This is a genomic window from Nonomuraea sp. NPDC050540, assembly GCF_044457485.1.
Taxonomy (GTDB): Bacteria; Actinomycetota; Actinomycetes; order Streptosporangiales; family Streptosporangiaceae; genus Nonomuraea.
Map to the genome: position 1 here is coordinate 1 of NZ_JBITHA010000007.1, position 21510 is coordinate 21510.

The 21510-nt window shown below is 67.9% G+C and carries 22 protein-coding genes; 9 read left to right on the forward strand and 13 right to left on the reverse strand.

Features of this window, described 5'->3' with window-relative positions; genetic code table 11:
- Positions 1 to 133 precede the first annotated feature (133 nt).
- Genes ACIBI5_RS24335 through ACIBI5_RS24345 form a run of 3 tightly spaced genes read right to left on the reverse strand, consistent with a single transcriptional unit; the run spans position 134 to position 2893 of the window.
- Positions 134 to 1390, reverse strand: a complete 1257-nt coding sequence (locus ACIBI5_RS24335; RefSeq protein WP_397250337.1) for a GNAT family N-acetyltransferase — start codon at positions 1388 to 1390, stop codon at positions 134 to 136.
- 8 nt (positions 1391 to 1398) lie between these two features.
- Positions 1399 to 1731, reverse strand: a complete 333-nt coding sequence (locus tag ACIBI5_RS24340) for an ArsR/SmtB family transcription factor (protein WP_397250339.1) — start codon at positions 1729 to 1731, stop codon at positions 1399 to 1401.
- A gap of 43 nt (positions 1732 to 1774) precedes the next feature.
- Positions 1775 to 2893 carry an FAD-dependent oxidoreductase gene (locus tag ACIBI5_RS24345; protein WP_397250341.1) on the reverse strand — a complete coding sequence of 373 codons (1119 nt, stop codon included), beginning with the start codon at positions 2891 to 2893 and terminating at the stop codon, positions 1775 to 1777.
- A gap of 53 nt (positions 2894 to 2946) precedes the next feature.
- On the opposite strand from ACIBI5_RS24345, the gene ACIBI5_RS24350 reads away from it, so the two are divergent.
- Positions 2947 to 3639: a TetR/AcrR family transcriptional regulator gene (locus ACIBI5_RS24350; RefSeq protein ID WP_397250343.1), complete on the forward strand. Its 693-nt coding sequence runs from the start codon at positions 2947 to 2949 to the stop codon at positions 3637 to 3639.
- 11 nt (positions 3640 to 3650) lie between these two features.
- On the opposite strand, the gene mltG is transcribed toward ACIBI5_RS24350, so the two are convergent.
- The 3 genes from mltG to ACIBI5_RS24365 are packed head-to-tail and all read right to left on the reverse strand — an operon-like array spanning position 3651 to position 5810.
- Entirely contained in the window at positions 3651 to 4547 is an 897-nt protein-coding gene (gene mltG, locus ACIBI5_RS24355; RefSeq protein WP_397250345.1) for an endolytic transglycosylase MltG, read from the reverse strand.
- Positions 4544 to 5056, reverse strand: a complete 513-nt coding sequence (locus ACIBI5_RS24360) for a SigE family RNA polymerase sigma factor (RefSeq protein ID WP_397250347.1) — start codon at positions 5054 to 5056, stop codon at positions 4544 to 4546. Before ACIBI5_RS24360 ends, mltG begins: the two co-directional genes overlap by 4 nt.
- Before the next feature lie 49 nt (positions 5057 to 5105).
- Positions 5106 to 5810, reverse strand: a complete 705-nt coding sequence (locus ACIBI5_RS24365) for a TetR/AcrR family transcriptional regulator (protein WP_397250349.1) — start codon at positions 5808 to 5810, stop codon at positions 5106 to 5108.
- A gap of 53 nt (positions 5811 to 5863) precedes the next feature.
- On the opposite strand from ACIBI5_RS24365, the gene ACIBI5_RS24370 reads away from it, so the two are divergent.
- The gene (locus ACIBI5_RS24370) at positions 5864 to 7291 is read left to right on the forward strand and encodes a DHA2 family efflux MFS transporter permease subunit (protein WP_397250351.1); all 1428 of its coding nucleotides are present in this window, start codon (positions 5864 to 5866) and stop codon (positions 7289 to 7291) included.
- Between the two features lie 32 nt (positions 7292 to 7323).
- On the opposite strand, the gene ACIBI5_RS24375 is transcribed toward ACIBI5_RS24370, so the two are convergent.
- The 5 genes from ACIBI5_RS24375 to ACIBI5_RS24395 all read right to left on the reverse strand — a co-directional run bounded on the left by ACIBI5_RS24375 (position 7324) and on the right by ACIBI5_RS24395 (position 10386).
- On the reverse strand, positions 7324 to 7875 hold the full coding sequence (locus ACIBI5_RS24375; RefSeq protein ID WP_397250353.1) for a hypothetical protein: 552 nt from the start codon (positions 7873 to 7875) through the stop codon (positions 7324 to 7326).
- 5 nt (positions 7876 to 7880) lie between these two features.
- The gene (locus ACIBI5_RS24380) at positions 7881 to 8342 is read right to left on the reverse strand and encodes a hypothetical protein (protein ID WP_397250355.1); all 462 of its coding nucleotides are present in this window, start codon (positions 8340 to 8342) and stop codon (positions 7881 to 7883) included.
- A 93-nt stretch (positions 8343 to 8435) separates the two neighbouring features.
- Complete coding sequence (locus ACIBI5_RS24385) at positions 8436 to 9392, reverse strand: HD domain-containing protein (RefSeq protein WP_397250357.1); 957 nt, start codon at positions 9390 to 9392, stop codon at positions 8436 to 8438.
- Positions 9389 to 9718 (reverse strand): PadR family transcriptional regulator, encoded by a 330-nt coding sequence (locus ACIBI5_RS24390; protein ID WP_397250359.1) that lies wholly within the window; start codon positions 9716 to 9718, stop codon positions 9389 to 9391. Before ACIBI5_RS24390 ends, ACIBI5_RS24385 begins: the two co-directional genes overlap by 4 nt.
- A gap of 17 nt (positions 9719 to 9735) precedes the next feature.
- On the reverse strand, positions 9736 to 10386 hold the full coding sequence (locus tag ACIBI5_RS24395; protein WP_397250361.1) for an ROK family protein: 651 nt from the start codon (positions 10384 to 10386) through the stop codon (positions 9736 to 9738).
- Between ACIBI5_RS24395 and ACIBI5_RS24400 the strand changes: the two genes are divergently transcribed.
- The 7 genes from ACIBI5_RS24400 (at position 10385) to ACIBI5_RS24430 (ending at position 18435) form a co-directional block, all read left to right on the forward strand.
- A complete protein-coding gene (locus tag ACIBI5_RS24400) occupies positions 10385 to 10549 on the forward strand; it encodes an amidohydrolase family protein (RefSeq protein ID WP_397250364.1) in 165 nt (54 codons plus the stop codon). The genes ACIBI5_RS24395 and ACIBI5_RS24400 overlap by 2 nt on opposite strands.
- A 261-nt stretch (positions 10550 to 10810) precedes the next feature.
- Positions 10811 to 11680 carry a helix-turn-helix domain-containing protein gene (locus ACIBI5_RS24405; RefSeq protein ID WP_397250365.1) on the forward strand — a complete coding sequence of 290 codons (870 nt, stop codon included), beginning with the start codon at positions 10811 to 10813 and terminating at the stop codon, positions 11678 to 11680.
- 380 nt (positions 11681 to 12060) lie between these two features.
- On the forward strand, positions 12061 to 12921 hold the full coding sequence (locus ACIBI5_RS24410) for a TauD/TfdA dioxygenase family protein (protein WP_397250366.1): 861 nt from the start codon (positions 12061 to 12063) through the stop codon (positions 12919 to 12921).
- A 109-nt stretch (positions 12922 to 13030) separates the two neighbouring features.
- Complete coding sequence (locus ACIBI5_RS24415; protein WP_397250367.1) at positions 13031 to 13867, forward strand: TauD/TfdA dioxygenase family protein; 837 nt, start codon at positions 13031 to 13033, stop codon at positions 13865 to 13867.
- Between the two features lie 64 nt (positions 13868 to 13931).
- Positions 13932 to 16109 (forward strand): carbamoyltransferase, encoded by a 2178-nt coding sequence (locus tag ACIBI5_RS24420; RefSeq protein WP_397250368.1) that lies wholly within the window; start codon positions 13932 to 13934, stop codon positions 16107 to 16109.
- Position 16110: 1 nt separating this feature from the next.
- Entirely contained in the window at positions 16111 to 17106 is a 996-nt protein-coding gene (locus tag ACIBI5_RS24425) for an amidohydrolase family protein (protein WP_397250369.1), read from the forward strand.
- A 96-nt stretch (positions 17107 to 17202) separates the two neighbouring features.
- The gene (locus ACIBI5_RS24430) at positions 17203 to 18435 is read left to right on the forward strand and encodes a serine hydrolase domain-containing protein (protein ID WP_397250371.1); all 1233 of its coding nucleotides are present in this window, start codon (positions 17203 to 17205) and stop codon (positions 18433 to 18435) included.
- 8 nt (positions 18436 to 18443) lie between these two features.
- Here the strand turns inward: ACIBI5_RS24430 and ACIBI5_RS24435 are convergent, their stop codons facing one another.
- Entirely contained in the window at positions 18444 to 19595 is a 1152-nt protein-coding gene (locus ACIBI5_RS24435) for a DUF6461 domain-containing protein (RefSeq protein ID WP_397250373.1), read from the reverse strand.
- A gap of 65 nt (positions 19596 to 19660) precedes the next feature.
- On the reverse strand, positions 19661 to 21510 hold a 1850-nt coding region (locus ACIBI5_RS24440), incomplete at its 5' end, for a NucA/NucB deoxyribonuclease domain-containing protein (protein ID WP_397250375.1).

The following is a 21510-nucleotide window of genomic DNA, read 5'->3' on the forward strand; positions in this document are numbered from 1 at the left end:
GCGGCCAGCAGCACGAAGACGGCGCTCAGTCGTCGTCGCATCTGATCTCCTCATCAGGTAGACACTGATCGATGAGTGGCCCGCGCGGACTACTCGGGTACTTCGCGCGCGAATTGGTCACGGATCACCGGTTTCAGCGTCTATCTGGCACGGTTCCGGTCGCGCTGCTGCGACGTTCGATGAGCAGCACGTCCCGCCACAGGCCGTGGTGGCGGCCGACGCGTTCGCGGGTGCCCACGACGCGGAAGCCGAGCGCCTGGTGCAGCGACAGGCTGGCGGCGTTGTCCGGGAAGATGCCCGACTGGATCGTCCACACGCCCGCGTCCTCGGCCGCGGCGACGAACGCGGTCAGCAGGGCGCGGCCGATGCCGTGGGCCTGGCAGCCCGGGTGGACGTAGACGCTGTGCTCGACCACTCCCGCGTACACCGGCCTGGTGGAGACCGCCGAGGCGGCGGCCCAGCCGATCACCTCGCCGGTCTCGGTGTCGGCGGCCACATAGCGCAGGTGGGGCAGCTTGCCCGCGTCGAAGCCCTCCCATGAAGGGGCGACGGTCTCGAAACTGGCCTGGCCGGTGTCGAGTCCCGCCTGGTAGATGGCCAGCACCTGGGCGGCGTCGGCGGCGCGCATCGGCCGGATCTCCATGCCGGGCCCGATGGCCGGCTTGACGGCCTGGACGATGGCGGAGTGCACGCCGTCACCGTGGCCGGCCGTGAGCGTGATGGCCACCTGGACGAATCCGGCCTCCGCCAGCAGGGCTCGGTACGCGTCGATGCCCAGCGCTCCGGCGGGGCAGCCGATCCGCCGCTCGGCGGCGGCCTGCCGTACCGGATCGGCGGTGTTGTCCGTGACCACGTCGCTGACCCCGAAGCGGCCGCCGGGGCGCAGCACCCGGAACGTCTCGGCCAGTACCGCGGCCTTGTCGTCGGACAGGTTGATCACGCAGTTGGAGATGACCACGTCCACGCTCTGGCCGGGCAGCGGGATCTGCTCGATGCCGCCGTGCAGGAACTCCACGTTGGTCACGCCGGCCTGCTCGGCGTTGCGGCGCGCCAGCTCGACCATGTCCGCGCTGGCGTCCAGCCCGTACGCCTTGCCGTACGGGCCGACGCGGCGGGCCGACAGCAGCACGTCGATGCCGCCGCCCGAGCCCAGGTCCAGGACCGTCTGCCCGGCGCGCAGCTCGGCGACCGCGACCGGGTTGCCGCAGCCCAGGCTGGCCAGCAGCGCGCCGTCCGGCAGGCCGGCCAGATCGTCGTTTTCGCCGTAGCCGGCGGTGCCGAAGCCGCCGTCGGCGAAGGGCTCCGGGCCGCAGTCGAGGGCGGGCTCGCCGCTCATGGCCTGGCGGGCCAGGCCGGAGTAGCGCTGGACGATCTCCTCGTGGGCCATCATCGGCTCCTTCACTCACACACGGGCGGTTCGGGGACGGGCTTGCCCATGACCACGTCGGCCGCGGTCGGGAAACAGCTCACGCAGTTCTCGTTGATCCGGTACAGGCTCGCGGTGCCCCGGCGCTCCACCAGGACGAAGCGCACCTCGGCCAGGATCTTCAGGTGGTGCGAGACCGTCGACTGGCCCACGCCGGACGCCTCGACGATCTCGCCGACCGTCATCGGCTCGCGCCGCCGGGCCAGCAGCGACACGAGCTGGATGCGGGTGGCATCGGCGAGCGCCTTGAACCAGCTCGCGTACTCCTCGGCCTCGGCCCGGCCCAAGGGCTCCTTCTCCTTCATCGTTAATCGACGATAATAGATAAATATGGTCCGCGTCCACCGCTCAGGATGGCTGGACCTCGTCGAAGAGGGCGAGGGCTTCGGTGGGGTCCGGGCTCACGAGGCGTTCCAGACCGGCCGTCGTGAACTCCGCCCATCGGCCGGCTCGTGCCCACATCTGTTCCTCGAACGCGCGGACGGCCTCGTCCAGATCTCCAGGGCGGGCAGCGACGGACTCGGCGAGTTCGGCGCCTTCCAGCATCGCCAGGTTCGCGCCCACCCCCAAGGGCGGCATCAGGTGGGCGGCGTCACCCAGCAGCGTCACCCCGGGGATATGAGCCCAGGTGTGGGACACGGGCAGCACGTGGAGGGGGCGGTGGGCGAACGCGGTCGCGTGGCGCAGGAGGTCGAGGACGGGAGCGGCCCAGCCGTCGAACAGTGCCAGCAGACTCGATCGCACGGCCTCGACGTCGGCCGGGTCCAGGCCCCCGTGCCAGTCCAGCGGCGCGCGGAACTGGGCGTACACCTTGACGTGACCGCCGCTGTTGCGCTGGGCGACGAGGGCGCGGTTCACCCCGTACACAGCCAAGGAACCGTCACCGATCAGCCGGGCGAGGCCGGGGTGGCGGGTGTCGACGTCGTCAAGGGAGGTCTCGACCAGGGTGACGCCGGTGTACTCCGGCGTCGCGGACGAGACCGCCGGGCGTACCCGGGACCAGGCTCCGTCCGCGCCGACCACGAGGTCGAACGCCTCCTGCCGCCCGTCCGCGAAACGGACCAGCACGCCGTCCCGTGTTCCCGGCACCACCTCCGTCACGCCCCTCCCCCACTGAACATCGAGGGGGCCGAGCAGCAGGTCACGGAGCTGCCCGCGGTCGATCTCCGGATTGGCCAGGTCGTCCGGACGCGACGGCCAGTCGCGCAGGACGGTCCCGTCCACGTCCAGGATGCGCATGGCCTGCCCCTCGGGACGGGACAGCGCCCGGAACTCCGCCAGCAGCCCCGCCTTGCCCAGCGCGAGCTGGCCCAGCCCTTCGTGCAGGTCCAGCGTGCCGCCAGGAGGACGGGCGTCGGGGGCGGAATCACGTTCGAGGACGGTGACGGGGTGATCGTGGCGGTGCAGGACGCGGGCGAAGGTGAGGCCGGCGGGGCCGCTCCCCACCACAGCGATACGTTGTCTCATGTCGATACACTGTATTGATTCTTTACGGCGTCTCGCAACCGTACGATGTAGCCATGACTGTGTGGGACCGGCCAGAGCCGCCGACTCGCCCCGTGCCGCTCGACCGGGAGCGCATCGTTGCCGCCGCCATCGCGCTGGCCGACGAGGGCGGGCTGGAGGCGATGTCATTGCGCAAGGTCGCCGCCCGGCTGGACGTCGGCCCGATGCGGTTGTACGGGTACATCACCACCAAGGAGGAACTGTTCGACCTCATGGTGGACGAGGTCTACGCCGAGATTCTCCCCGGGGAGCGGCCCGGCCACTGGCGGGAGGTGCTGCGCATCCACGCGAACCGCACCCGGCAGGCCGCCCTCCGTCACGTATGGCTGGCCGACCTGCTCGGCGGCCGCCCGGCCCTGGGCCCCAACGCGCTCGCCGTGACCGAGAACACGCTGGCCGCCCTCGACGGCCTCGCCGACCTCGACACCGTCATGCGCGCCGTGGAGACCGTCAGCGCCTACATCACCGGCGCGATCAGGCGTGAGATCGCGAACCTGCGGGCCGAACGCGCCACGGGCCTGTCCAAGCGCGACTGGCAGCGCGCCTCCGGCCCGCATGTGAGGAGGATGCTGGACACGGGCCGCTTCCCGGCGCTGGCCAAGGCCGTGTACGACGGCACGGAGGTGGACGCCGAGACGTCCTTCACCACCGGCCTGGACTGGGTCCTCGACGCGGTGGCCGCCAAACTCGCCCAGCCGCAGGAGTGACGGGCGGACCTTTACCCGGCGGCACGCTCGACGAGCTTGGCGTACTCCTTCGCGGACGTGGCGAACTCCAAAGTGCCGCGCTTCGGGCCGGTGGCCACGTAATAGAGCCAGGGGCCGGGTGCAGGGTGCAGGGCGGCCTTGAGCGCGGCCTCACCGGGGTTGGAGATGGGCCCCGGAGGCAGGCCTTCATGGCGATAGGTGTTGTACGGCGAACGCCGCTTCAGGTCCTCGACCGTGACGTCGACGCCGTACTTGCCCATGCCGTAGAGGACGGTGCTGTCGAGCTGCAGCCGCATGCCGCGGTCCAGTCGATTGTGGATGACGCGGGCCACCTTCGGCATGTCGGCCTCGGTGGGCGACTCGGCCTGGACGAGGCTGGCGACGATGACGACGTCCAAGGGGGCACGCCGGGACGCCAGGCCGAGCTTGTCCGCCGTCTCGCGGAACCGGGCCACCATCGCGGCCAGGATCTCGGTGGGGGTGGCGGACTCGGCGAACCTGTACGCGCCGGGGTGAGCGAAGCCCTCCAGCCTGCCCTTCGCGTACGGAGGCAGGCCCAGGGCCCGGCCGTCCTCGGCCGCCCGCGCGAACGACGCCGCGGGCTCGCCGGTCACACGGGAGAGGTCGCCGAACAGGAGGGCGGCCCGCCATCCCTCCTTGACGGTCACGGCGCGCGTCGGCTCCGGAGGCACGGCCACGGGCACTTCCGGCGTCTCGGGCGCCTCGGGCGAGAGGACCCTGACGGCGATCGTGCCGCCCGCGGCCAGGGCGACGACGGTGGCCGCGGCCGCCAGGGCGACGCCCCTCCGGCGGGCGGGACGGTGGCGGAGGAAGCCGGCAGGAGGCGGCGGCACCTGCTCCTCCGCCATGTCGGCGAGGGTCTCACGCAGCAGGTTCTCGATGTTCAACGCAACTCCCTCACGGTGCTCAGTTCGGGGGCCGACTTCTTCAGCCGCTCCAGCGATCGGTAGATCTGGCTGCGGACCGAGCCCACCCGCACGCCCAGAAGTCGCGCGATCTCGGTCTCCGACTTGTCCTCGAAATAGCGCAGGACGAGCATGGTCCGCTGCCGGGGCGTCAGCCGGGACAGTGCCGCCCGCATCGTCATGCGCAGGTCCGCCGCGTCGTCGTGCCCGTCGCCGGCCCGGTCGAGCCGCGCGTCCGTGCTCACCTCCACGACCCGCGAGCGGCGGCGCCACCGGCTGACCTGCTCGTGGTACATGGTGCGGCGGACGTACCCCTCGATGGCCTCGGGGTCGCGCAGGGCGCGCCACCGCGCGGCCGTCTTCGCCAGGGCCGACTGGACGAGGTCCTCGGCGGCGTGCCGGTCGCCGGTCAGCAGGTACGCCGTGCGGAACAACGCGCTCGACCTGTCGATGACGAACTGCCGGAGCGCCGCCTCAAAGCCTGGATCCACCCGTCCTCCTCGTGATGTCACCCACCAAGGACGAGCGGGCGGCTCGAAACTATGCCGGAGTCTTGAGGCTGCCGAGCATCAGGTTGAGAGTGAAGTCGAATCGTTCGTGTCCGCTGCCGGAGGTGAGTTCGGCGGCGTGGCTTCTGGTGTGGGGGAACTGGTCGGCGGGTAGGGAGCCGAGCCGGTCCAGAAGTTCGTCGCGGCTGAGGACCCACTCCTGGCCAGGGTCGTGGAGCAGGGAGATCTCCAGAGTGTAGGCGGCGACGTAGAGCGACAGGGCGTCCATGGCCCAGGCCGCGGTCTGGGGCTCGACACCGCCGGCGAGCAGGATCGCCAGGATCGCCTCGCCCACCCGCAAGGTGTCCCGATTGGTGGGGACGGTGGCCAGGGCGGCGCGGGAGATGCCCGGGTAGCGCAGGTACTGGTCGCGGATCTGGGCGTACACCTGCAGGATCTGTTCGCGCCAGCGGCCGGGGTCGGGTTCGGGCAGCACGAGCTCCGAGTTGAGCCGGCCCATGATCAGGTCGTCGATGTCGGCCTTGTTGACCACGTGCGCGTACAGCGAGGACGGGCTGGTGCCCAGCTCGCCGGTGATGGCGCGGATCGTCAGCGCGTCATAGCCCTGGGTGGCGACCACGTGCAGCGCGGCGTCGATGATGCGCTCGACGGTGAGAGGTTCCCGGCGCGGCTGGGCCGGGGCGGAGCCGGGCTGCAGGTGCCGGGCCGCCCGGCGGGCTTTCGGATCTTGGGCCATGTCCCGATCCTACACGTTGACATGAACTATGTTCGCCTCATAGAACTATGTTCATGTCAACTGAACAAAGTTCTCTCCTTGCGAAGTCCCTGGTCCTGCCGTTGCGCCGGGCCTGGCTCGTCCTCGCGGTCGTGGTCATCGCCGACATCATGGACGTGCTGGACTCGACGATCGCCAACCTCGCCGGGCCCTCGATCCGGGCCGATCTGGGCGGTGGCGATTCCACCGTGCAGTGGGTGCTGGCGGCGTACACCGCGGCCTTCGCCCTTGGCCTGGTCACCTCCGGGAGGCTGGGCGATCTGGTCGGCCGTCGCCGCCTGTTTCTGCTGGGTCTGGCCGGGTTCACCCTGTCCTCGCTGGCCTGCGGTCTCGCGCCGGGAACCGGGTTCCTGATCGGCGCCCGCGTCCTGCAGGGCCTGTTCGGGTCGGTGATGATCCCGCAGGGCTTCGCCCTGGTGAAGGTCGTCTTCCCGCCCGAGCACCTGCGCCGGGCCCTCGTCCCCTTCGGCCCGATCATGGGCCTGGCCACCGTGGCCGGGCCCATCCTGGCCGGCTGGCTGTTGCACCTGGACCTGTTCGGCGGCTGGCGCTCGATCTTCCTGATCAACATCCCGATCGGGGTCGCCGCCTGGGTCCTGGGCGCGTACGTCCTGCCCCGCGACACCGGCGAGAACCGCTCCGCCCGCCTGGACCTGCGCGGCGTCGGCCTGCTCACCCTCGCCTCGGCCCTGCTGATCATTCCCCTGGTCCAGGGCCGCGAACTCGGCTGGCCGATCTGGACCTACGCCATGATGGCCGCCTCGATCCCGGTGCTCGCGCTGTTCGTCGCCTCCGAACGTCGCAGCGACCATCCGGTGATCGCTCCGTCGCTCCTGCGTAAGCGCAGCTTCGTCGTCGGACTGGTCATCGTCTGCGGCTTCTACGCCGCGCTCACCGGATTCCAGCTCGCCCTCAACCTGATGCTCCAGCTCGGCGCACGCTGGACACCCCTGCACACCGGCCTCACCCTGATCCCCTGGGCCCTGGGCAGCGCCATCGCCGTCGGCCTCGCCGGAGCCTTCCTCGCCGAGCGACTCGGCCGCGCCACCCTGCACCTCGGCCTCGGCCTCGCCGCCGCCGGCCTGATCGCACTCGCCTGGACCGTCGCCCACGCCCAGGACGGCCTGACCGCCTGGGCCCTGGCGCCGGCCCTGCTGATCACCGGCTTCGGCTCCGGACTGGTGTTCATCCCCATCTTCGACTACGTCCTCGGCGACGCCACCACCGAAGAGGTCGGCACCGGCTCAGGCATGCTCAACGCCGTCCAGCAGTTCGCCAACGCCACCGGCGCCGCCGCCCTCGGCACCGCCTTCTTCGCCCGAGCCGGCCACGGCTTCTTCGACGCCGGCATCCTCGTCACCGCGCTCGCCGCCGCCCTCTACCTGGCCACCCTGCTCCTGGTCGGCCTCCTCCCCCGGCACGCCCAGCAGACGGCTCACTGAACGGGCGCTCGCCGTCCGCCTTGTCCGCGCCGTCAGTCGCGTGACACCACGGCGGCTTGCGCGCGGTCGGTCACCGCGTCGAGCGGGCTCAGGTCGGCCGGCGGCGTGAACACGTCGAAGTCGACGACCTCCGCGGCCGGAGGCGCCGTGACCGTTACCTTCGACCCCCATCCGCTGTAGCGCGTGTCCACCACGTGGTGCTGGATGCGCTTGACCGTCTTGCCCTTCCCGTCGGGCCAGCCGATCTTCTCGGTGTACTCGGTGATCAGACGGGCGGGCCTGTGTTCGCGGTCGAGCAGGAGCCTGAAGGAGATCGCCTTGGTGCCGGGGCTGCCGTAGCCGTGCCTCGCCTTGTACAGGTCCTTGGGGGTGAGGGTGCCCCGGTAGTCGCCAGGCTTGGCGACCTTCGCCTTCGCGAGGAGCGTCTTGAGTATCGCCGGGTCGAAGACGTCGACGAGCTGGTCACCGCGCTGTCCCTCGTTGCCCCAGGCGGTGTTCTTGCCGAATCGGAACCAGTGCTTCCCCTCGGGCAGAGGATGCCAGTGGAACCCCTTCACGTACGTGGTGCCACCCGCTTCGATCACGCGGATCAGTCGCGCTCCCCCGGCGAGACGGACAGCAACGCCTGACCCTTCTTGATCGACACCAGCCGCACCTCCACCGGAGTGTGTTTGCGGAACGCGAAGCCTCCGACTCCGCCCTCACCGAGACGCTGCTCCGAGCCGCCTCCGTGCGGGTACTCCACCCGGTACGTGATCGTGCGCGCATCGATGGCCACGACCTCGAACTTCGGGTAGTAGAACTTCTTGGCGTTCAGCCGGATCGTGACGGGCTTGGACAGCTTCAGCAGGCAGTCACCGTCGAAGCAGTCCTTGACCTTGGTGGTGGCTTGGCGCGTCGGAGATGGTGACGGCGTCGGTGATTCGGTGGCCGAAGCGCTCGTGGCTGGCGTGCTGGGCGTGGGGGTAGGAACCGCCGCCTGCCGTCCGGTCTCGGGCGAGGCGCAGCCCGCCAGGGCGCACATGGCGATCACGAGAAGGAGTTTGCGCATGCTGTGTCGTCCCTATCGCTCAGGGTGATCGGCGTCGGGCGAGCGCCGGTGCCACACAGAACTACCCGACCGGCCCCGGGAGGGGTCCCGCCCTCAGCCGGGCTCCTCCGTCAGGCCGAGTTTCCTGCGCAGGCGGGTCAGGCCCGCGTGGAGGACGGGAGGCACGGTGATCGCGATGACCGCGGCGTCGCCGAGGCTGTTCCTCGCGGACTCCACGATCATCCAGCCGAGCAGCACGGTCAGCGGTGTCCAGGTACGCAGATCCGTCCGCAGGATCCAGCGCAGAGCGGTCAGGACATGGCCGGTCAGCGTGCCCCGAGCCGGCCGCCGCAGGATCAGAGCCAGGGCGGGCACGCCGAGCGCCAGCCCGAGGACAAAGCGGGTGCGAGCCCGACGGTCCGGCAATGCGTCAAGCTCGCCGAGCCATTCGTCCAGATAGCTCGCTCTGACCGCCGCGGGCAGGAGCAGCGCGCCGAAGGCGAGCACCTGATACCTCGCCCCCGCGTCTCCAGGCGGCGGGATCAGGCGGTCGTACGCGATCGACTCGAGTTCGTCCGCGATGGCCGGCAGGCCGAGGCGTCCGGCGAGCGGTGCCGTTACGTTCACGACGTCCTGGCTCGTCAGGCGCTGTTTCTCCCGGTCGAGGTACTGGATCGTACGCATGTTGTGCAGTCGGTCGAGCACCCGCAGAGCGAGGACGCGCTGGTCCGCGGTGGCCGCTTGAACGTGACCGTGGTCGAGGTCGGTCAGGTTCTGGACCATCGTGGTGATCTCATCCCCGAACTCCGCGCGCAGTCGTACGGCGTCGCACCAGGTGTCCTCGATCACGTCGTGAAGCAGAGCGGCGCAGACGGTGGTGCTGTCCAGACCGGCGTCGATCGCGATCTCCGCCACTGCGACGGGGTGGGTGATGTACGGCTCGCCGCTCTTACGCAGCTGGCCCGCGTGACAACGCGCGGCGAACTCGTAGGCCCGCCGGATGAGGTCACTCTCCGTAGCGGTGAAGCCAATGGGTAGCCGGTCCAGCAGCGGCTCTATCAGCCCGGTCATGACGTCGCCGGCCGAGGTTCCGTGGCCGGCCCGCGGGAACGCTCGGCGCGGTCGAGGGCGACGCGAGCCCGGAGCGCGCCCTGCTCGGTCAGCCTGTAGTAGTACCGGGCGCGGCGGCCCTGGGCCAGGTGCTCGGCCGCGGACTCCTTGTGGCGCTCGATCCAGCCGAACTCGCGCTCCAAACGGGCCAGGATCGGGTAGATGGTGCCACTGGGCTGGCCCGTCTTTCCGCACAGTTCCAGCCCGTAGCGGCGCCTGGCGGGGTCGGACAGCATCTCTTTCAGCACGAGCATCGTCTGCAGGGTCATCCGTGGACCATCCCTCATGTGTCGGACTCTAGACATCAACCACGGACAGTGACATGGCCGCGCGAGTGACAACCGTGTGGCAGCACCTTCACCAGAGCGGTACCAAGGGGCGGCGGCCGCGGGCTCGGCGTCCGGGAAAGAGCCTCATGACGGGTCGGTGCGCAGATGGTACGCGGTTGTCTCAGCAGCGGGGCGAAGGCACTTTCGGCCGCTCCCACGAGAGCGGCATGGTGAAGGTCACCCGTGACGATGTCGATCTGACCGACGCGGGCGACGAGGGAGGACGCCATCAGCCCCTCGCGTACGTGGTCCTGGGTGGCCCGATACAGGTCGGCCAGAAAGCCCATGAGCACCACGCGCTCCGGGGCGAGCGTCTTGACGAGGCTGGTCAGCCCCGTCACCAGATGGCCGGCGGTGAGGCGGATCGCCTCCTGCGCGGTACGGTCACCGGCCGCGGCGGCCTCGAAGATCTTGGTGACGGTGTCTTCATGGCCGAAGTGGCGAGGCCGGCCGGCGGCACATAGCAGGGCACGCGGGTCGGCGTACATCTCCAGGCAGCCGCGCGCACCGCACGGGCACCGCAGTCCTCCCGGCGCGACGATGATGTGGCCGGCCTCCAAGGCGTTGCCGCCCCCGGTGAGCGGTATGCCCGCGTCGATGAATCCGCCGCCGATGCCGGCGCGCATGCTGGGGCTGGGAGAACGAACCGGGAGCATCGAGCCCGGCAAGGACGCCGACCTCGTCGTCCTCACGGACGACCTGCGGGTTCGCACGGTCATCGCTCACGGCGCGGTCGTCCACGGAACACTGGCGGCGAGCGCCGGCCTCGCCATGGACGGAGCAGCGTAGCGCCCGGCGGGCGGCGCCTCACCGAACCGTACGTCCGGCTTACGTACGCGGGCGTCGATACCAATCGCCCGATGATGTGCGCGAGATGGTTGGGAGATGTTCCGCGGCGGAGCGATTGCTTCAATCCTATGGACTCCCGAACGATTTTCATGTTCTCCTGTTGGGAGCGCACTGAAATGCTCGCCCCCTATTCTCGACCAGGCGACGAACCCTCAGAGAGGCAACCAGGTGGTCAGGGAAATAGAAAGCCCGTACGCTTGGATGAGTCCGCGCGATGGTGATTTAATCAAGACGATCCTACTCAACTCCGCCGAACGCTCAGCGCGGCGGATGCGCGTTCTGGAGTGGGGATCCGGGCAAAGCACATTGTCGTACACCCAAATTCTGGCCGCGCACGGCCTGTCCTTTCTGTGGCTCGCCCTCGAATACGACCGCGAGTACTTCGACACCTTCCTCGCGCCCGGACTGCTTTACCGGGCCGACACGGCCCTGCGCTATGTCGAGGACGACAGGAGCCTGCACGGACCAGCCGGAGACGGACGCGCTCATATCGAGGCGGTGTGCTGGAACCGGACCGCGCTGCGCCCATCAGAGCGTGCGACGGACCGCGAGGCGGATCTCGATCAGTACGTGAACTATCCCGCCGAAATCGGCCACGGTTTCGACGCCGTCATTGTGGACGGGCGCAAGCGACGCCGCTGCCTCTTGGCGGCTGCGGATTTCATGGAACCCGACACCGTGGTCATCCTGCACGATGCCCGGCACTCGCATTATCATTGCGCGCTGGATCGATACCCGGCCTCTCGGTTCATCGGCGACGACCTGTGGGTCGGAGCGCAGAGCACCGCTCGACTCGATGATGTGCTTGCCGAGAGAACCACGATGTCCGCCTCTCTCGGATATCGGTGGCATTTGCGTAGCGTGATGGCCGAGCGGGAGATGTTCACGACCACCGAGTTGGGGCCGTTGCTGGCCGAGCGAGGAGTGATGTTGTCCCGCGAGCAGGTCCACCGGCTTTTCACCGGCGTTCCCGAACGGCTCAACCCCAACCTCCTGGTGGCGCTGTGCGACATCTTGAACTGCCAGGTCGGTGACCTGATCGAGCCGGCGCGGCAGGCGTATTCACACTGAAATCCGCGGGAGAGCCATTCTCCGCAACCTGTGCGTGCGGATTTCTCGCCCGCCGGCATTGCCGACGAACGACACCCGAGCCCCGGACGGCCCGCGGGGTGAATCCGCGTGAACAGTGCGTGGTGCCCGGCGAGCACAGCGTAGCGTGCGCTCGACCATAAGAACCGGGCGATCCGCGCGCCCGAGCTGCCCGGAAGCGACCGTCCGGGACCATCGGCGCGCCGAAGACCCGGCCCGCGATCTCGGCGACGCCGGCGCTCCGACGCCATCGGGCGACCGTTGACATGGATCCCGCAATAGGCTTCTCTTATTTTTGCCAGTGTGCCACGTTAACTGGTCTCGCTACGACATTGGTTCGACCAACGGCGTAAGGAGAGAACGTGTCGCTGGACTTCTCAGCCCTTCATGGAAAGTTTGTCGTGGAAGTTACCGGGCGGACCGGGACTTTGCTGGCCGGGCGCGACGGATACGCAATCAAACAGGCACTCACTACTTACTCGGTCGTCGTGATCAGAGGCCTGGAACTGGTCCCGGCAGAGCAGGTGGCGCTAACCCGGTTGCTGGGAAAACCCGAGGTTGTGACGGACCTGCGCAACCACCACCCCGAAAGCAAGGACATCCTGGTCGTCAACAATTCGAGCGCCACCCCCGTGGTCGGAAACCGGTGCTGGCACTCGGATCGATCCTTCCTTCCGGAACCGACGCGCTACACGATGTTACGAGCGGAAGTTGTTCCACCGCGTGGCGGTGACACCCTGTTCGCCGACATGGTGGAGGCATATGCCCAGACCCCGGCATCGTGGAAGGCGGCGCTCTCCGGCGCGGTAGCCGTACACACCTACGACAAGATTGCCCGCCTGCGCTCCGAGATACATCGCATGCCCATCGAAGAGGGATATGAGAAGCTGTATCCGCCGGTACGCCATCCTGTGGTGCGGGCCCATCCAGAAACCGACACTCCCGCGCTGTATCTGAATGACCTGTGCATTGTCGGCATCGAATCGGAGTCCGACGTCTCGGCGCTCATCCAGCTGGACAAGCTCCACGCGCACGCCACCGAGGACAGGTTCGTCTACCGTCATCGCTGGCGGGTGGGGGACGTCGTGATCTGGGACAACGCCAGGGTGATGCACCGGGCCGACATGCTCCACTGGAAGCTGCCGCGCGTCCTGCACCGCACCACCACGGCAAGCCCTCCGCCTCGCCCGGCCGCCCCGTACGTGCCGGACGGAACCGGCTGATCACGCCGCGAGACCGGCCGGACACCTCTTCGTGCGGCCCCCCGCATGCCCCAGGGCGATGCCACGTCGCTTTCCTCGATCCCACCTGCGTCAACCGAGAGGATGCCGAATGACGGCCCCATCAGGTGCCCCGGTCTTCGTTGCGGAGCTTTCGGCCGATGATGACAGGCGATACGATCCCGCGGCGCTGCTGACCTTGTTGCGGACGTTCGCCGTGGTCGTTCTGCGAGGGATGGAGCTGACACCCGGCCGGCAGGTCGAACTGACCCGCGGCCTTGGTGAGCCCACGCTCGACCCGGATATGGACAACAGGCACCCCGAGACTCCCGAGCTCCTGGTCGTGGACAACAGCGGCGACACACCGGTGGTCGGAAACGACGTCTGGCACACTGATGGCTCGTTCTTACGCCGCCCCATTCGCTACACCATGCTGAGGGCGGTCGCGGTGCCGACGTCAGGCGGCGACACCTTGTACGCCGACCTGCAGACCGCATACGACAACCTGCCCCCGCAGTGGCGAGACGTGCTCGCCGGTGCGATCGGCCTGCACGCCTACGACCGCATCGCGGCCACGCGGGCCGACGCCCACAACAACCCCGCGGCGCTGGCGGGTACCTCGACCTACACACCGGTACGCCACCCGATCATCAGAGCGCACCCCGATACCGGATCCCCCGTTCTCTTCGTCAACGACCTCTGCCTCGCTCGAATCGAGTCCGGCGACGGAGCCCCCGTTGAGCTGACCGTGGCGGAGCTGATCGCCCACGCCACCCAGGACCGGTTCGTGTACCGCCATCACTGGGCGGCCGGTGACGTGGTGGTCTGGGACAACGCCAGAGCTCTCCATCGAGCGGATTTCGCCGCCGCGCTGCCCCGGGTCATGCACCGCACGACCACCGCCGGCGACATCCCGCGGTCCTTCACCCCCACCGGTGAGCCCGCCTGACGGCCAAGCTCGTTCTCCCCGAGAAGCACGCAGTCGTTCACACGAGACACAAGGTGAGTGCCAAGTGATTGTTCTGGGAAGCAAGCCCGGCCAACATGACGCATGCTTCGCGCTGATTCGGGATGGTGAGCCCCTCTTCGTTTATGAGGTAGAACGTTTCAATCGGGTCAAACGCGCGACGTCCACGGATCTCTCGGTGCTGTTCGAGGGGCTCGCGGAACACTCGATCTCCCCCTCCGACGTAGACCTGGTAACCAACTGCATGCACCCCGGCGAATTGCCAAAACGCAAGGCACTGATCTCTGCGTACATCACCCCCGACAAGGTTGGCAACATTCATCGCTTTCTCGACTGGCACCTTCCCTCGTGGTACTTGCTTCTGCGCGAGGGAGGTTTTCCGGCCAGCCGGATCGTCAACATCCGCCACCACCTCTGCCATGTGTCCGGCGTCTACTATTCGAGTCCACGTGATGACGCCGCCATCCTCAGCGTCGACGGTGGCGGTGAGGCGGAGACCTCGATGCTCGCGCACGGCCGGAATGGCCGTATCTCCATCCTCAGGACCACTCCGCACCCGCACTCGCTCGGACACCTCTACCAAGGGGTCACCATCTGGCTGGGGTGGGGGTACGGCGAAGAGGGGAAGACGATGGCACTCGCGGCCTACGGCGACCCTCAGCGTTTCAGGCGACAGTTGGATACGTTCATTCAGATCGATGACCAGGGCCAGTTCTGCTACCTCCCCGCCCTCCGCCGTGGACCGTGCCGGTTCGCGTCGACCGACATCGGGCGCGTCGTCCTGCCACAACTGGTCGGGCCTGGCCGGCGGGATGGCGAGGAGATATCTCAGACGCACAAGGACGTCGCCGCGACCGTCCAGGCGATATGCGAAGAGATCATGCTGAAGCAGGCGAGATACCTGAAACGGGAGACCGGCTCGAAGACCCTCCTTCTCGCGGGCGGCGTGGGCCTGAACTCGATTACCAATGGAATGCTCTCGGCTGAAAGTGGATTCGACCAGGTCGTCGCTTATCCGCAGGCCAGCGATGCGGGGACCGCGCTCGGCGGAGCGCTCTACGCGTATCACAACATCGGCGCCCCCGATCGGCCCCGCCGGTGGCACATGACGCACGCGTACTGGGGGCAGAGCATCGATCTGGAAAACCTGGACGCGGCAGGCAAGAGCTACCAGGTGAACGGCCGGCAGTCGGATGACATCGCCGTGGACGCGGCCGAGACGCTGGTCTCCGGCCGCGTCATCGGCTGGGTGCAGGGCAGGTCGGAGATCGGGCCGAGAGCGCTGGGAAATCGCTCGATCCTGGCGAATCCCCTCGTACCCGGCATCAAAGACAAGGTCAATGGCGTCAAGCGCCGGGAGTGGTGGCGGCCCTTCGCGCCGTCGGTCCTTCGAGAGGACGTGAACACCTACTTCGAGTTTGACGGCGACCTGCCGTACATGACCGCGGTCGCCCGCATCAGGGATGAGTGGCGCGAGCCTCTCAGCTCCATCGGCCACGTCGACGGCACGGCGCGCGTTCAAACAGTGACGGCGGAGAGCAATCCCCTCTTCTACCAGTTGATACAGGAGTTCAAGAGCCGGACCGGAATCGGGCTGCTCCTGAACACCTCGCTCAACGGCCGGGGCGAACCGCTCGTCCAGACCTGCGAGCAGGCACTCCGTCTCTACGTGAATTCCGACCTGGACGCCATCGTCATCGGAGATCATCTGTTCGCCGACAAGACGAACGCGCTCGTCGGTCAAACTCTCATTCCCTATGTGTGGAACATCCGGAAACTGCCACGGACGAGACTCCTGGTCGTGCCCGGCGAACTACCGGCGAGCAGGCACGAACTCCTCCTTCATATCGTGCAGGACAATCCACGGGCGCGCGTGGACATCTCCGAAAACCCGGTGCTGACGGAAGTCCTGGCTGCCGCCGGCCAGCAATACGTCGTATCGGTTCCGGTACTCGAGCCTGACGACCTCGCGTCCGTGTACGACGCGGTGGCTTTCTACGTGCCGTTCCCCGGCGACAAGTGTGTCTTCGAGGAAGAAATCTACTTCTCGCAGCGCGCCGTGCTGTCACGACGGATCATGGAGGAAGCCGGCATCCCTGTCTACTGGATCGACTCGAGAGGCGATGTCAACTTCATGCGAGACTCCCTCTACGTCCACCACGACGAAACTCCGGCACTGGCGATACCGTCCACGTATCAACAGTTCTGGATGCCACGTCCATGAGATGACCGAGCCGATTCGGGATCCGGATCTACCGATCGTGGACCCGCACCACCACCTCTGGCCGGATGGACAGAAGGCCGTTGACATTCCGTACTCGGTGCGGGACCTGCGGGCCGATACCCGGTCCGGGCACAACGTCGTTGCCACCGTTTTCGTGGAGTGCCTCGGCGGCTACTTCACCGAGGGGCCGCGACATCTTCGGCCCGTGGGTGAGACGGACTGGGTCGCGAGCCAGTCCGTCTCCGGTGGATTGGTCAGCGGCATCATCGGACACGCGGACCTGAGGTCGGAACCGGCTGAACTCGACGAAACCCTCGACGCGCATGTCGAAGCCGGGGACGGCAGGTTCAAGGGGGTACGCCACACCGTGGCGTGGGATGCGAATCCGGATGTGTTTGCCAGTCGCAGCAGGCCGCCCCCGGGACTTCTTCTCGACGGCGCTTTCAGAAGAGGGGCGTCCGAACTGGCGCGCCGCGGGCTCGTCTATGAGACCTGGACATACTTTCACCAGCTGCCCGACCTGTGCGACTTCGCACGTTCGCAGCCGAGCCTCGTGGTGGTTCTGAACCATCTCGGCGGCCCCGCCGCGACCGGGCCGTACTCGCGGCGGAGGGACGAGGTGCTCGGCGAATGGCGCGCCGGTGTCGCGGGGCTGGCGCGCGTTCCCAACGTGGTGATGAAGCTCGGCGGGATCGGCATGCCCGCGTTCACCCCCGTCGAATTCATCGCATCAACCCCGATGACATCCGCCAGGATCGCCGCCTACTGGGGCCCGCACATCCGCTACTGCATCGACGCTCTGGGCCCCGAACGATGCATGTTCGAAAGCAACTTCCCGGTGGACAGAAGCCTGTGCGACTACGCCACCCTGTGGAACGCGTTCAAACGGATCGCCGCACCCTATGCGAGCGCCGAGCGTGAGTCCCTCTTCGCCGGCACCGCTTGCCGGACCTACGGGATCGGCCGATCGGTGCCGGTCAGCTCACGGTCGCGATGAGGGTTGACCTTGACCTTAGGTCAAGGTCCAGGCTCATCGCATGGCCGCTCCGACAGGGGCCGGACACCAACGATCGCGAGACAAGGGATGACGTTCATGATGGGGAAGAGCGACGGCGGGTTTTCCGAAGCGGGGCTGCGCAGGCTGCGTGAGGTGCTGGTCCGGCAGGTCGAGTCGGGGAAGATTCCCGGGCTGGTCGCCCTGGTCAGCCACGGCGGCCAGACGCATGTCGAAACGATCGGCACGATGCGGCACGACGGTGGCACGCCGATGCGCCGGGACACGATCTTCCGGATGGCCTCCACGTCCAAGCCGGTCACGATGGCGGCGGCGATGGTCCTGCTCGACGAGTGCAGGCTGCGGCTGGACGACCCGGTGGACCCGTGGCTGCCCGAACTCGCCGACCGCCAGGTGCTCAAGCGGCCCGACGGCCCGCTGGACGAGACCGTGCCGACCCGGCGGCCGATCACCGTACGGGACCTGCTGACCTCCACATTCGGGCTCGGCCTGGATTTCGAGCTGCTGGACTCCCCGATCAGGGCCGCGACCTTCGAGCGGCTCGACTACAGCGTGGCATCCGGGCCCGCGCCCGACCCGGATGAGTGGATGCGCCGCCTCGGCGAACTGCCGCTGTCCTACCAGCCCGGCGAGCGCTGGCAGTACGACCTCAGCAACGAGGTGGCCGGCGTCCTGGTCGCCAGGGTCACGGGCAAGCCGTTGGAGACGTTTCTGCGCGAACGCGTCCTCGACCCGCTCGGCATGAAGGACACCGGCTTCCACGTGCCCGCCGACAAGATCGACCGACTGCCGCCCCTCTACGGACCAGACCCGATGACCGGCGAATTCCACGTGTGGGACGAGGCCGCGGGCGGAAGGATCAGCCGGCCTCCGGCGTTCCAGGGCGGCGGCGGTGGACTGGTCTCCACCGTCGACGACTACCACGCCTACTTCCGCATGCTGCTGAACCACGGAATGCACGACGGCGAACGGATCCTGTCACGGCCCGCCGTACAGCTGATGACCACCAATCGCCTCGCGCCCGCGCAACAGGCCGCCCGCGACGCCATGTACGAGACCATCGCCCACCTGTCGGGCGGCCAAGGGCTGCAGGGCGGTTGGGGGTACGGCATGGCCGTCCGCACCCACCGCAACGGCCACGCCCCCATCGGCCAGTTCGGCTGGGACGGCGGAACCGGCACCACCGCCTACGCCGACCCCGAACACCAGGTCACCGGAATTCTGCTCACCCAGGTCGGGATGTCCACCCCGGACTCGCCGCGCGCCATCCACGACTTCTGGACCACGCTCTACCAGGCGATCGACGACTGACACGATCTTCATTCGTCATCCACCTCGCCTGTCGCGACATACCAGGCGAGCTGCTGCAGGACCGCTTGAACGGGTGATGCCTCCGGCGGGATCCACTTTCCCGTCAGGAGACCGCTCGTCTGGGTCGCGGCCGCGTTCAGATCGGGGTCGAGCGCCTGCGCCAGGATCTCCAGGGGACGGAGTTCCCTGTGCAGGCGCTCCATGTCCGGGTCGGCGGACAGTCTCATCATCAGGTCGATGTCGGGGACGACGGGCACCTGTACGGGCCCTCGCTCCTCGCTCACCTGCCTTTCGATCTCGGCGGCGGTGGCGTCGATGCGGGCGCGTATGTCCGCGGCAGCGGCGTCGATCCGGGCGCGGGTTCCCGCGGAACGGTCGTCCCGCACCCTGTCGGCGATCGCCTGTAACGCCTGCCGTTCCAGATCTCCTGACATCGGCCAGGCCTGCCGGGCCAGTTCGATCGCGAGCTGGATGATCTCGTGCTGCCGTTCCGGCGCCGGATCGGCCGCGATCGCCCGCAGTCGCGGGTCACCCTCCAGCGTCGGGCGCAGCCAGTCCCTGACGCGAAAGCCGCTCGGGGGACGGACCTGGGGCGGAGCGGAGCCCAGCGGGACGCACAGGTGTTCGCGCGCCAGCCAAGCCTGATCCAGCCTGACCCCGGACAACTCCTCGCCCAGGGCGAGAGCGGCCGGCTGCCAGCCTTGACGCCATTCCTCCTGCGTGACCGGCAGGCCGGACAGCCATGCGCGACCCGCGGCGGGATTGATGGTGTCCAGGTCGGCGGGGTCGAAGCTGCCGATCACCTGTCCGTCCCTGGCGTAGGCGACGGTGGCGACGTAGTTGACGGTCCACTGGAGAGCGAGGGCCTCTCCGGAGGCCGACAGGCGCTTCACGAGTCCCGTCAGGCGACCGCACATCGCGTCGAGGAGGACGGTCCACGGACCGTGGCGGGCGGCCAGGACCACCGCCCGGTCCTCGTCATCGGCGAGCTCCCACGCCGCACTTTCGACGTCCGCCCAGGTCGCGGGGTGAACCCAGGCGGGGTCTCCCCCCAGCGCGCGCACCAGATCGTCGAAGTCGGTGGTCCTGATCCACGCGACGGACGCCTGGTCGGGCAGGTAGGTGTGGGCGTCGGTGTAGTGCCGGCGCAGTCCGCTCATGGTCCCTCACTCTGGTCGTGAAAGGGCGGGCAGGTCAACGAGACCCCGCCCGCCTTGGTCACTGATCAGCTGTCGCCGTCGACGGTGCAGACCTCCGGCTGTTCCTCCGGAAGGAAGTCACCGAACACGGCGCCTGGGGCGAGGCTTCTGGGCCTCGCTTCGCCGGGCAGGATGACGTCCACCCAGTAGGCGTGCCCGTTTCCGATGCGATGGCGTTGGTAGAAGACCAACGTCCGCGCGCCGGACGAGCAGTTGTCGGTGCCCTTGATGATGTCCACGGAGAAGTCGTGGGACGGGCTGGACGCTCCTTCCAAGGTCGAGGCGAAGGGGAACTCGTCGCAACTGTCAGGCGAGCCGTATCCCGGCTTGAGCCTCCTGCACGCGGGAATCGCGTGGTCGTCGCGGTTCTTCTTTTGAAGCGCCGCGTCGGTGGTCCGGTGCAGGCAGCTCATTTCTATGGTGCCGCGCGTACACCCGGGATATTTCCAGTCGAAGAATCCGGGAATGTTCTTCTTCCCGCCCGGGACCGGTGGATAGGTGAAGTGGGGGAGGTAGAGAGCCTTGTACCAGTGCGCGACGCTCTCGACGACCACCTTCTTCCCCTTCTTTTCCTCGTTTCCGTCGAGGATGAAGACCGGGCGAATGTTGCCGACGATGCAGCCGCCGCTGTAGTTGAAATTCCAGGCGGCGTTGTCACAGATGAACGACTGCACGTAGCGCTTGTCCCGGAAGTATGGATTCAGTTGCTGGTAATTGTTCCCATCGTGTGGCAGGAACTCGTAACGGATCTTGGGTTCGACGGTGCAACTGCCGGTGTCAGAGCCCGGGTGGTTCGCGGAGATGTCCAGGAGGATCTCCCTGTCTCCTCCCGATCCCCAGTTGTCGAGCCTGTCCCTGATGCCGGAGTACGCCGACTTGATCTGGCCGTCCTTGTCCTTGTAGTTGGACGTGCAGCTGCCGTTCTCACCCAGGAAGACGGCGAACTCGCGGCCCTTCGCAAAGGTGTCGCCGGGCCGGTGGAACACCCTGTCGACCCTGATCCAGGCGCTGACGTGGCGGCTGTTCGTCGCCCTGGTGTAGTTGCCGGGATTTCTCGGGCCGGTCGGGTTGGCCACCTTGTGCGACTTGCCGACATAGCTGTGGAAGACGACGGTCAGCCGGGCCGCCCACAGCGCGTTGCCGTTGATGGGCAGGTCGGTGTCGAGATAGTCGTCGCCGTCGTATTCGCCGACCCACATGGCGTAACACAGGTTGTAGGAGTTCTTGGGCTGGAAGCCTCTCCGGTCGATGATCCCCCATCCCGATTCCCACGGCGCTCTGCTCTTGTCGGCGATCGTTCTCTGGCACTGCTCGTGTTCGAGACGGTCGTAGGGGAACGGCTTGCGGGCCGCCGCCTGAGCGCTCGTGCCGCTGTCGGATCGACGCGCGGTGGGCGGCTCCGGGGCTGTGACCTTGATGCTGCCGTTGTGCCAGGCGGTCCACGCGCCGTTGACGCCGCCCGCGGTCGCGCGGGCACGCCAGCGGATCTTCCATCCGTCGGTCAGTTTGCCCGACGGGATCGTCACACTCGCCGTGCCGCCGTTGTTCACGACCGCGGTGGTGCCGGTCCAGATGAGCCCGGTTCCCTGGGTCGTCGCGGTGGGGTCGTGCTCCACCTCGACGGTCATCGTCGACGAGCGGCCGCCGGGGTCGCTCACGTCGCCGTAGAAGGTGGGCGTGAGTTTGGTGATCTCTCCGGCGCTGTTGGTGGGTGAGGCGTATTCGTAGGACACCTTGGGTTTGGAGATGTTGACGGTTTCGGTGTGCCAGGCGGTCCAGGCGCCGTTGACGCCACCGGCGGTGGCGCGGGCTCGCCAGCGGATCTTCGATCCGTCGGTGAGTTTGGCTGGGGCGATGGTGAGGCTGGCGGTGCCGC

Bases quoted from the DNA above. Each gene is read 5' to 3' on its own strand.
- ACIBI5_RS24350 (WP_397250343.1), top strand. From the start codon at position 2,947: ATGACTGTGTGGGACCGGCCAGAGCCGCCGACTCGCCCCGTGCCGCTC.
- ACIBI5_RS24370 (WP_397250351.1), top strand. From the start codon at position 5,864: ATGTCAACTGAACAAAGTTCTCTCCTTGCGAAGTCCCTGGTCCTGCCG.
- ACIBI5_RS24395 (WP_397250361.1), bottom strand. From the start codon at position 10,386: ATGCGCGCCGGCATCGGCGGCGGATTCATCGACGCGGGCATACCGCTC.
- ACIBI5_RS24425 (WP_397250369.1), top strand. From the start codon at position 16,111: ATGACCGAGCCGATTCGGGATCCGGATCTACCGATCGTGGACCCGCAC.
- ACIBI5_RS24415 (WP_397250367.1), top strand. From the start codon at position 13,031: ATGACGGCCCCATCAGGTGCCCCGGTCTTCGTTGCGGAGCTTTCGGCC.
- ACIBI5_RS24340 (WP_397250339.1), bottom strand. From the start codon at position 1,731: ATGAAGGAGAAGGAGCCCTTGGGCCGGGCCGAGGCCGAGGAGTACGCG.
- ACIBI5_RS24335 (WP_397250337.1), bottom strand. From the start codon at position 1,390: ATGATGGCCCACGAGGAGATCGTCCAGCGCTACTCCGGCCTGGCCCGC.
- ACIBI5_RS24345 (WP_397250341.1), bottom strand. From the start codon at position 2,893: ATGAGACAACGTATCGCTGTGGTGGGGAGCGGCCCCGCCGGCCTCACC.
- ACIBI5_RS24390 (WP_397250359.1), bottom strand. From the start codon at position 9,718: ATGAGGGATGGTCCACGGATGACCCTGCAGACGATGCTCGTGCTGAAA.
- ACIBI5_RS24365 (WP_397250349.1), bottom strand. From the start codon at position 5,810: ATGGCCCAAGATCCGAAAGCCCGCCGGGCGGCCCGGCACCTGCAGCCC.
- ACIBI5_RS24430 (WP_397250371.1), top strand. From the start codon at position 17,203: ATGATGGGGAAGAGCGACGGCGGGTTTTCCGAAGCGGGGCTGCGCAGG.
- ACIBI5_RS24435 (WP_397250373.1), bottom strand. From the start codon at position 19,595: ATGAGCGGACTGCGCCGGCACTACACCGACGCCCACACCTACCTGCCC.
- ACIBI5_RS24380 (WP_397250355.1), bottom strand. From the start codon at position 8,342: ATGCGCAAACTCCTTCTCGTGATCGCCATGTGCGCCCTGGCGGGCTGC.
- ACIBI5_RS24405 (WP_397250365.1), top strand. From the start codon at position 10,811: ATGAGTCCGCGCGATGGTGATTTAATCAAGACGATCCTACTCAACTCC.
- ACIBI5_RS24400 (WP_397250364.1), top strand. From the start codon at position 10,385: ATGCTGGGGCTGGGAGAACGAACCGGGAGCATCGAGCCCGGCAAGGAC.
- ACIBI5_RS24385 (WP_397250357.1), bottom strand. From the start codon at position 9,392: ATGACCGGGCTGATAGAGCCGCTGCTGGACCGGCTACCCATTGGCTTC.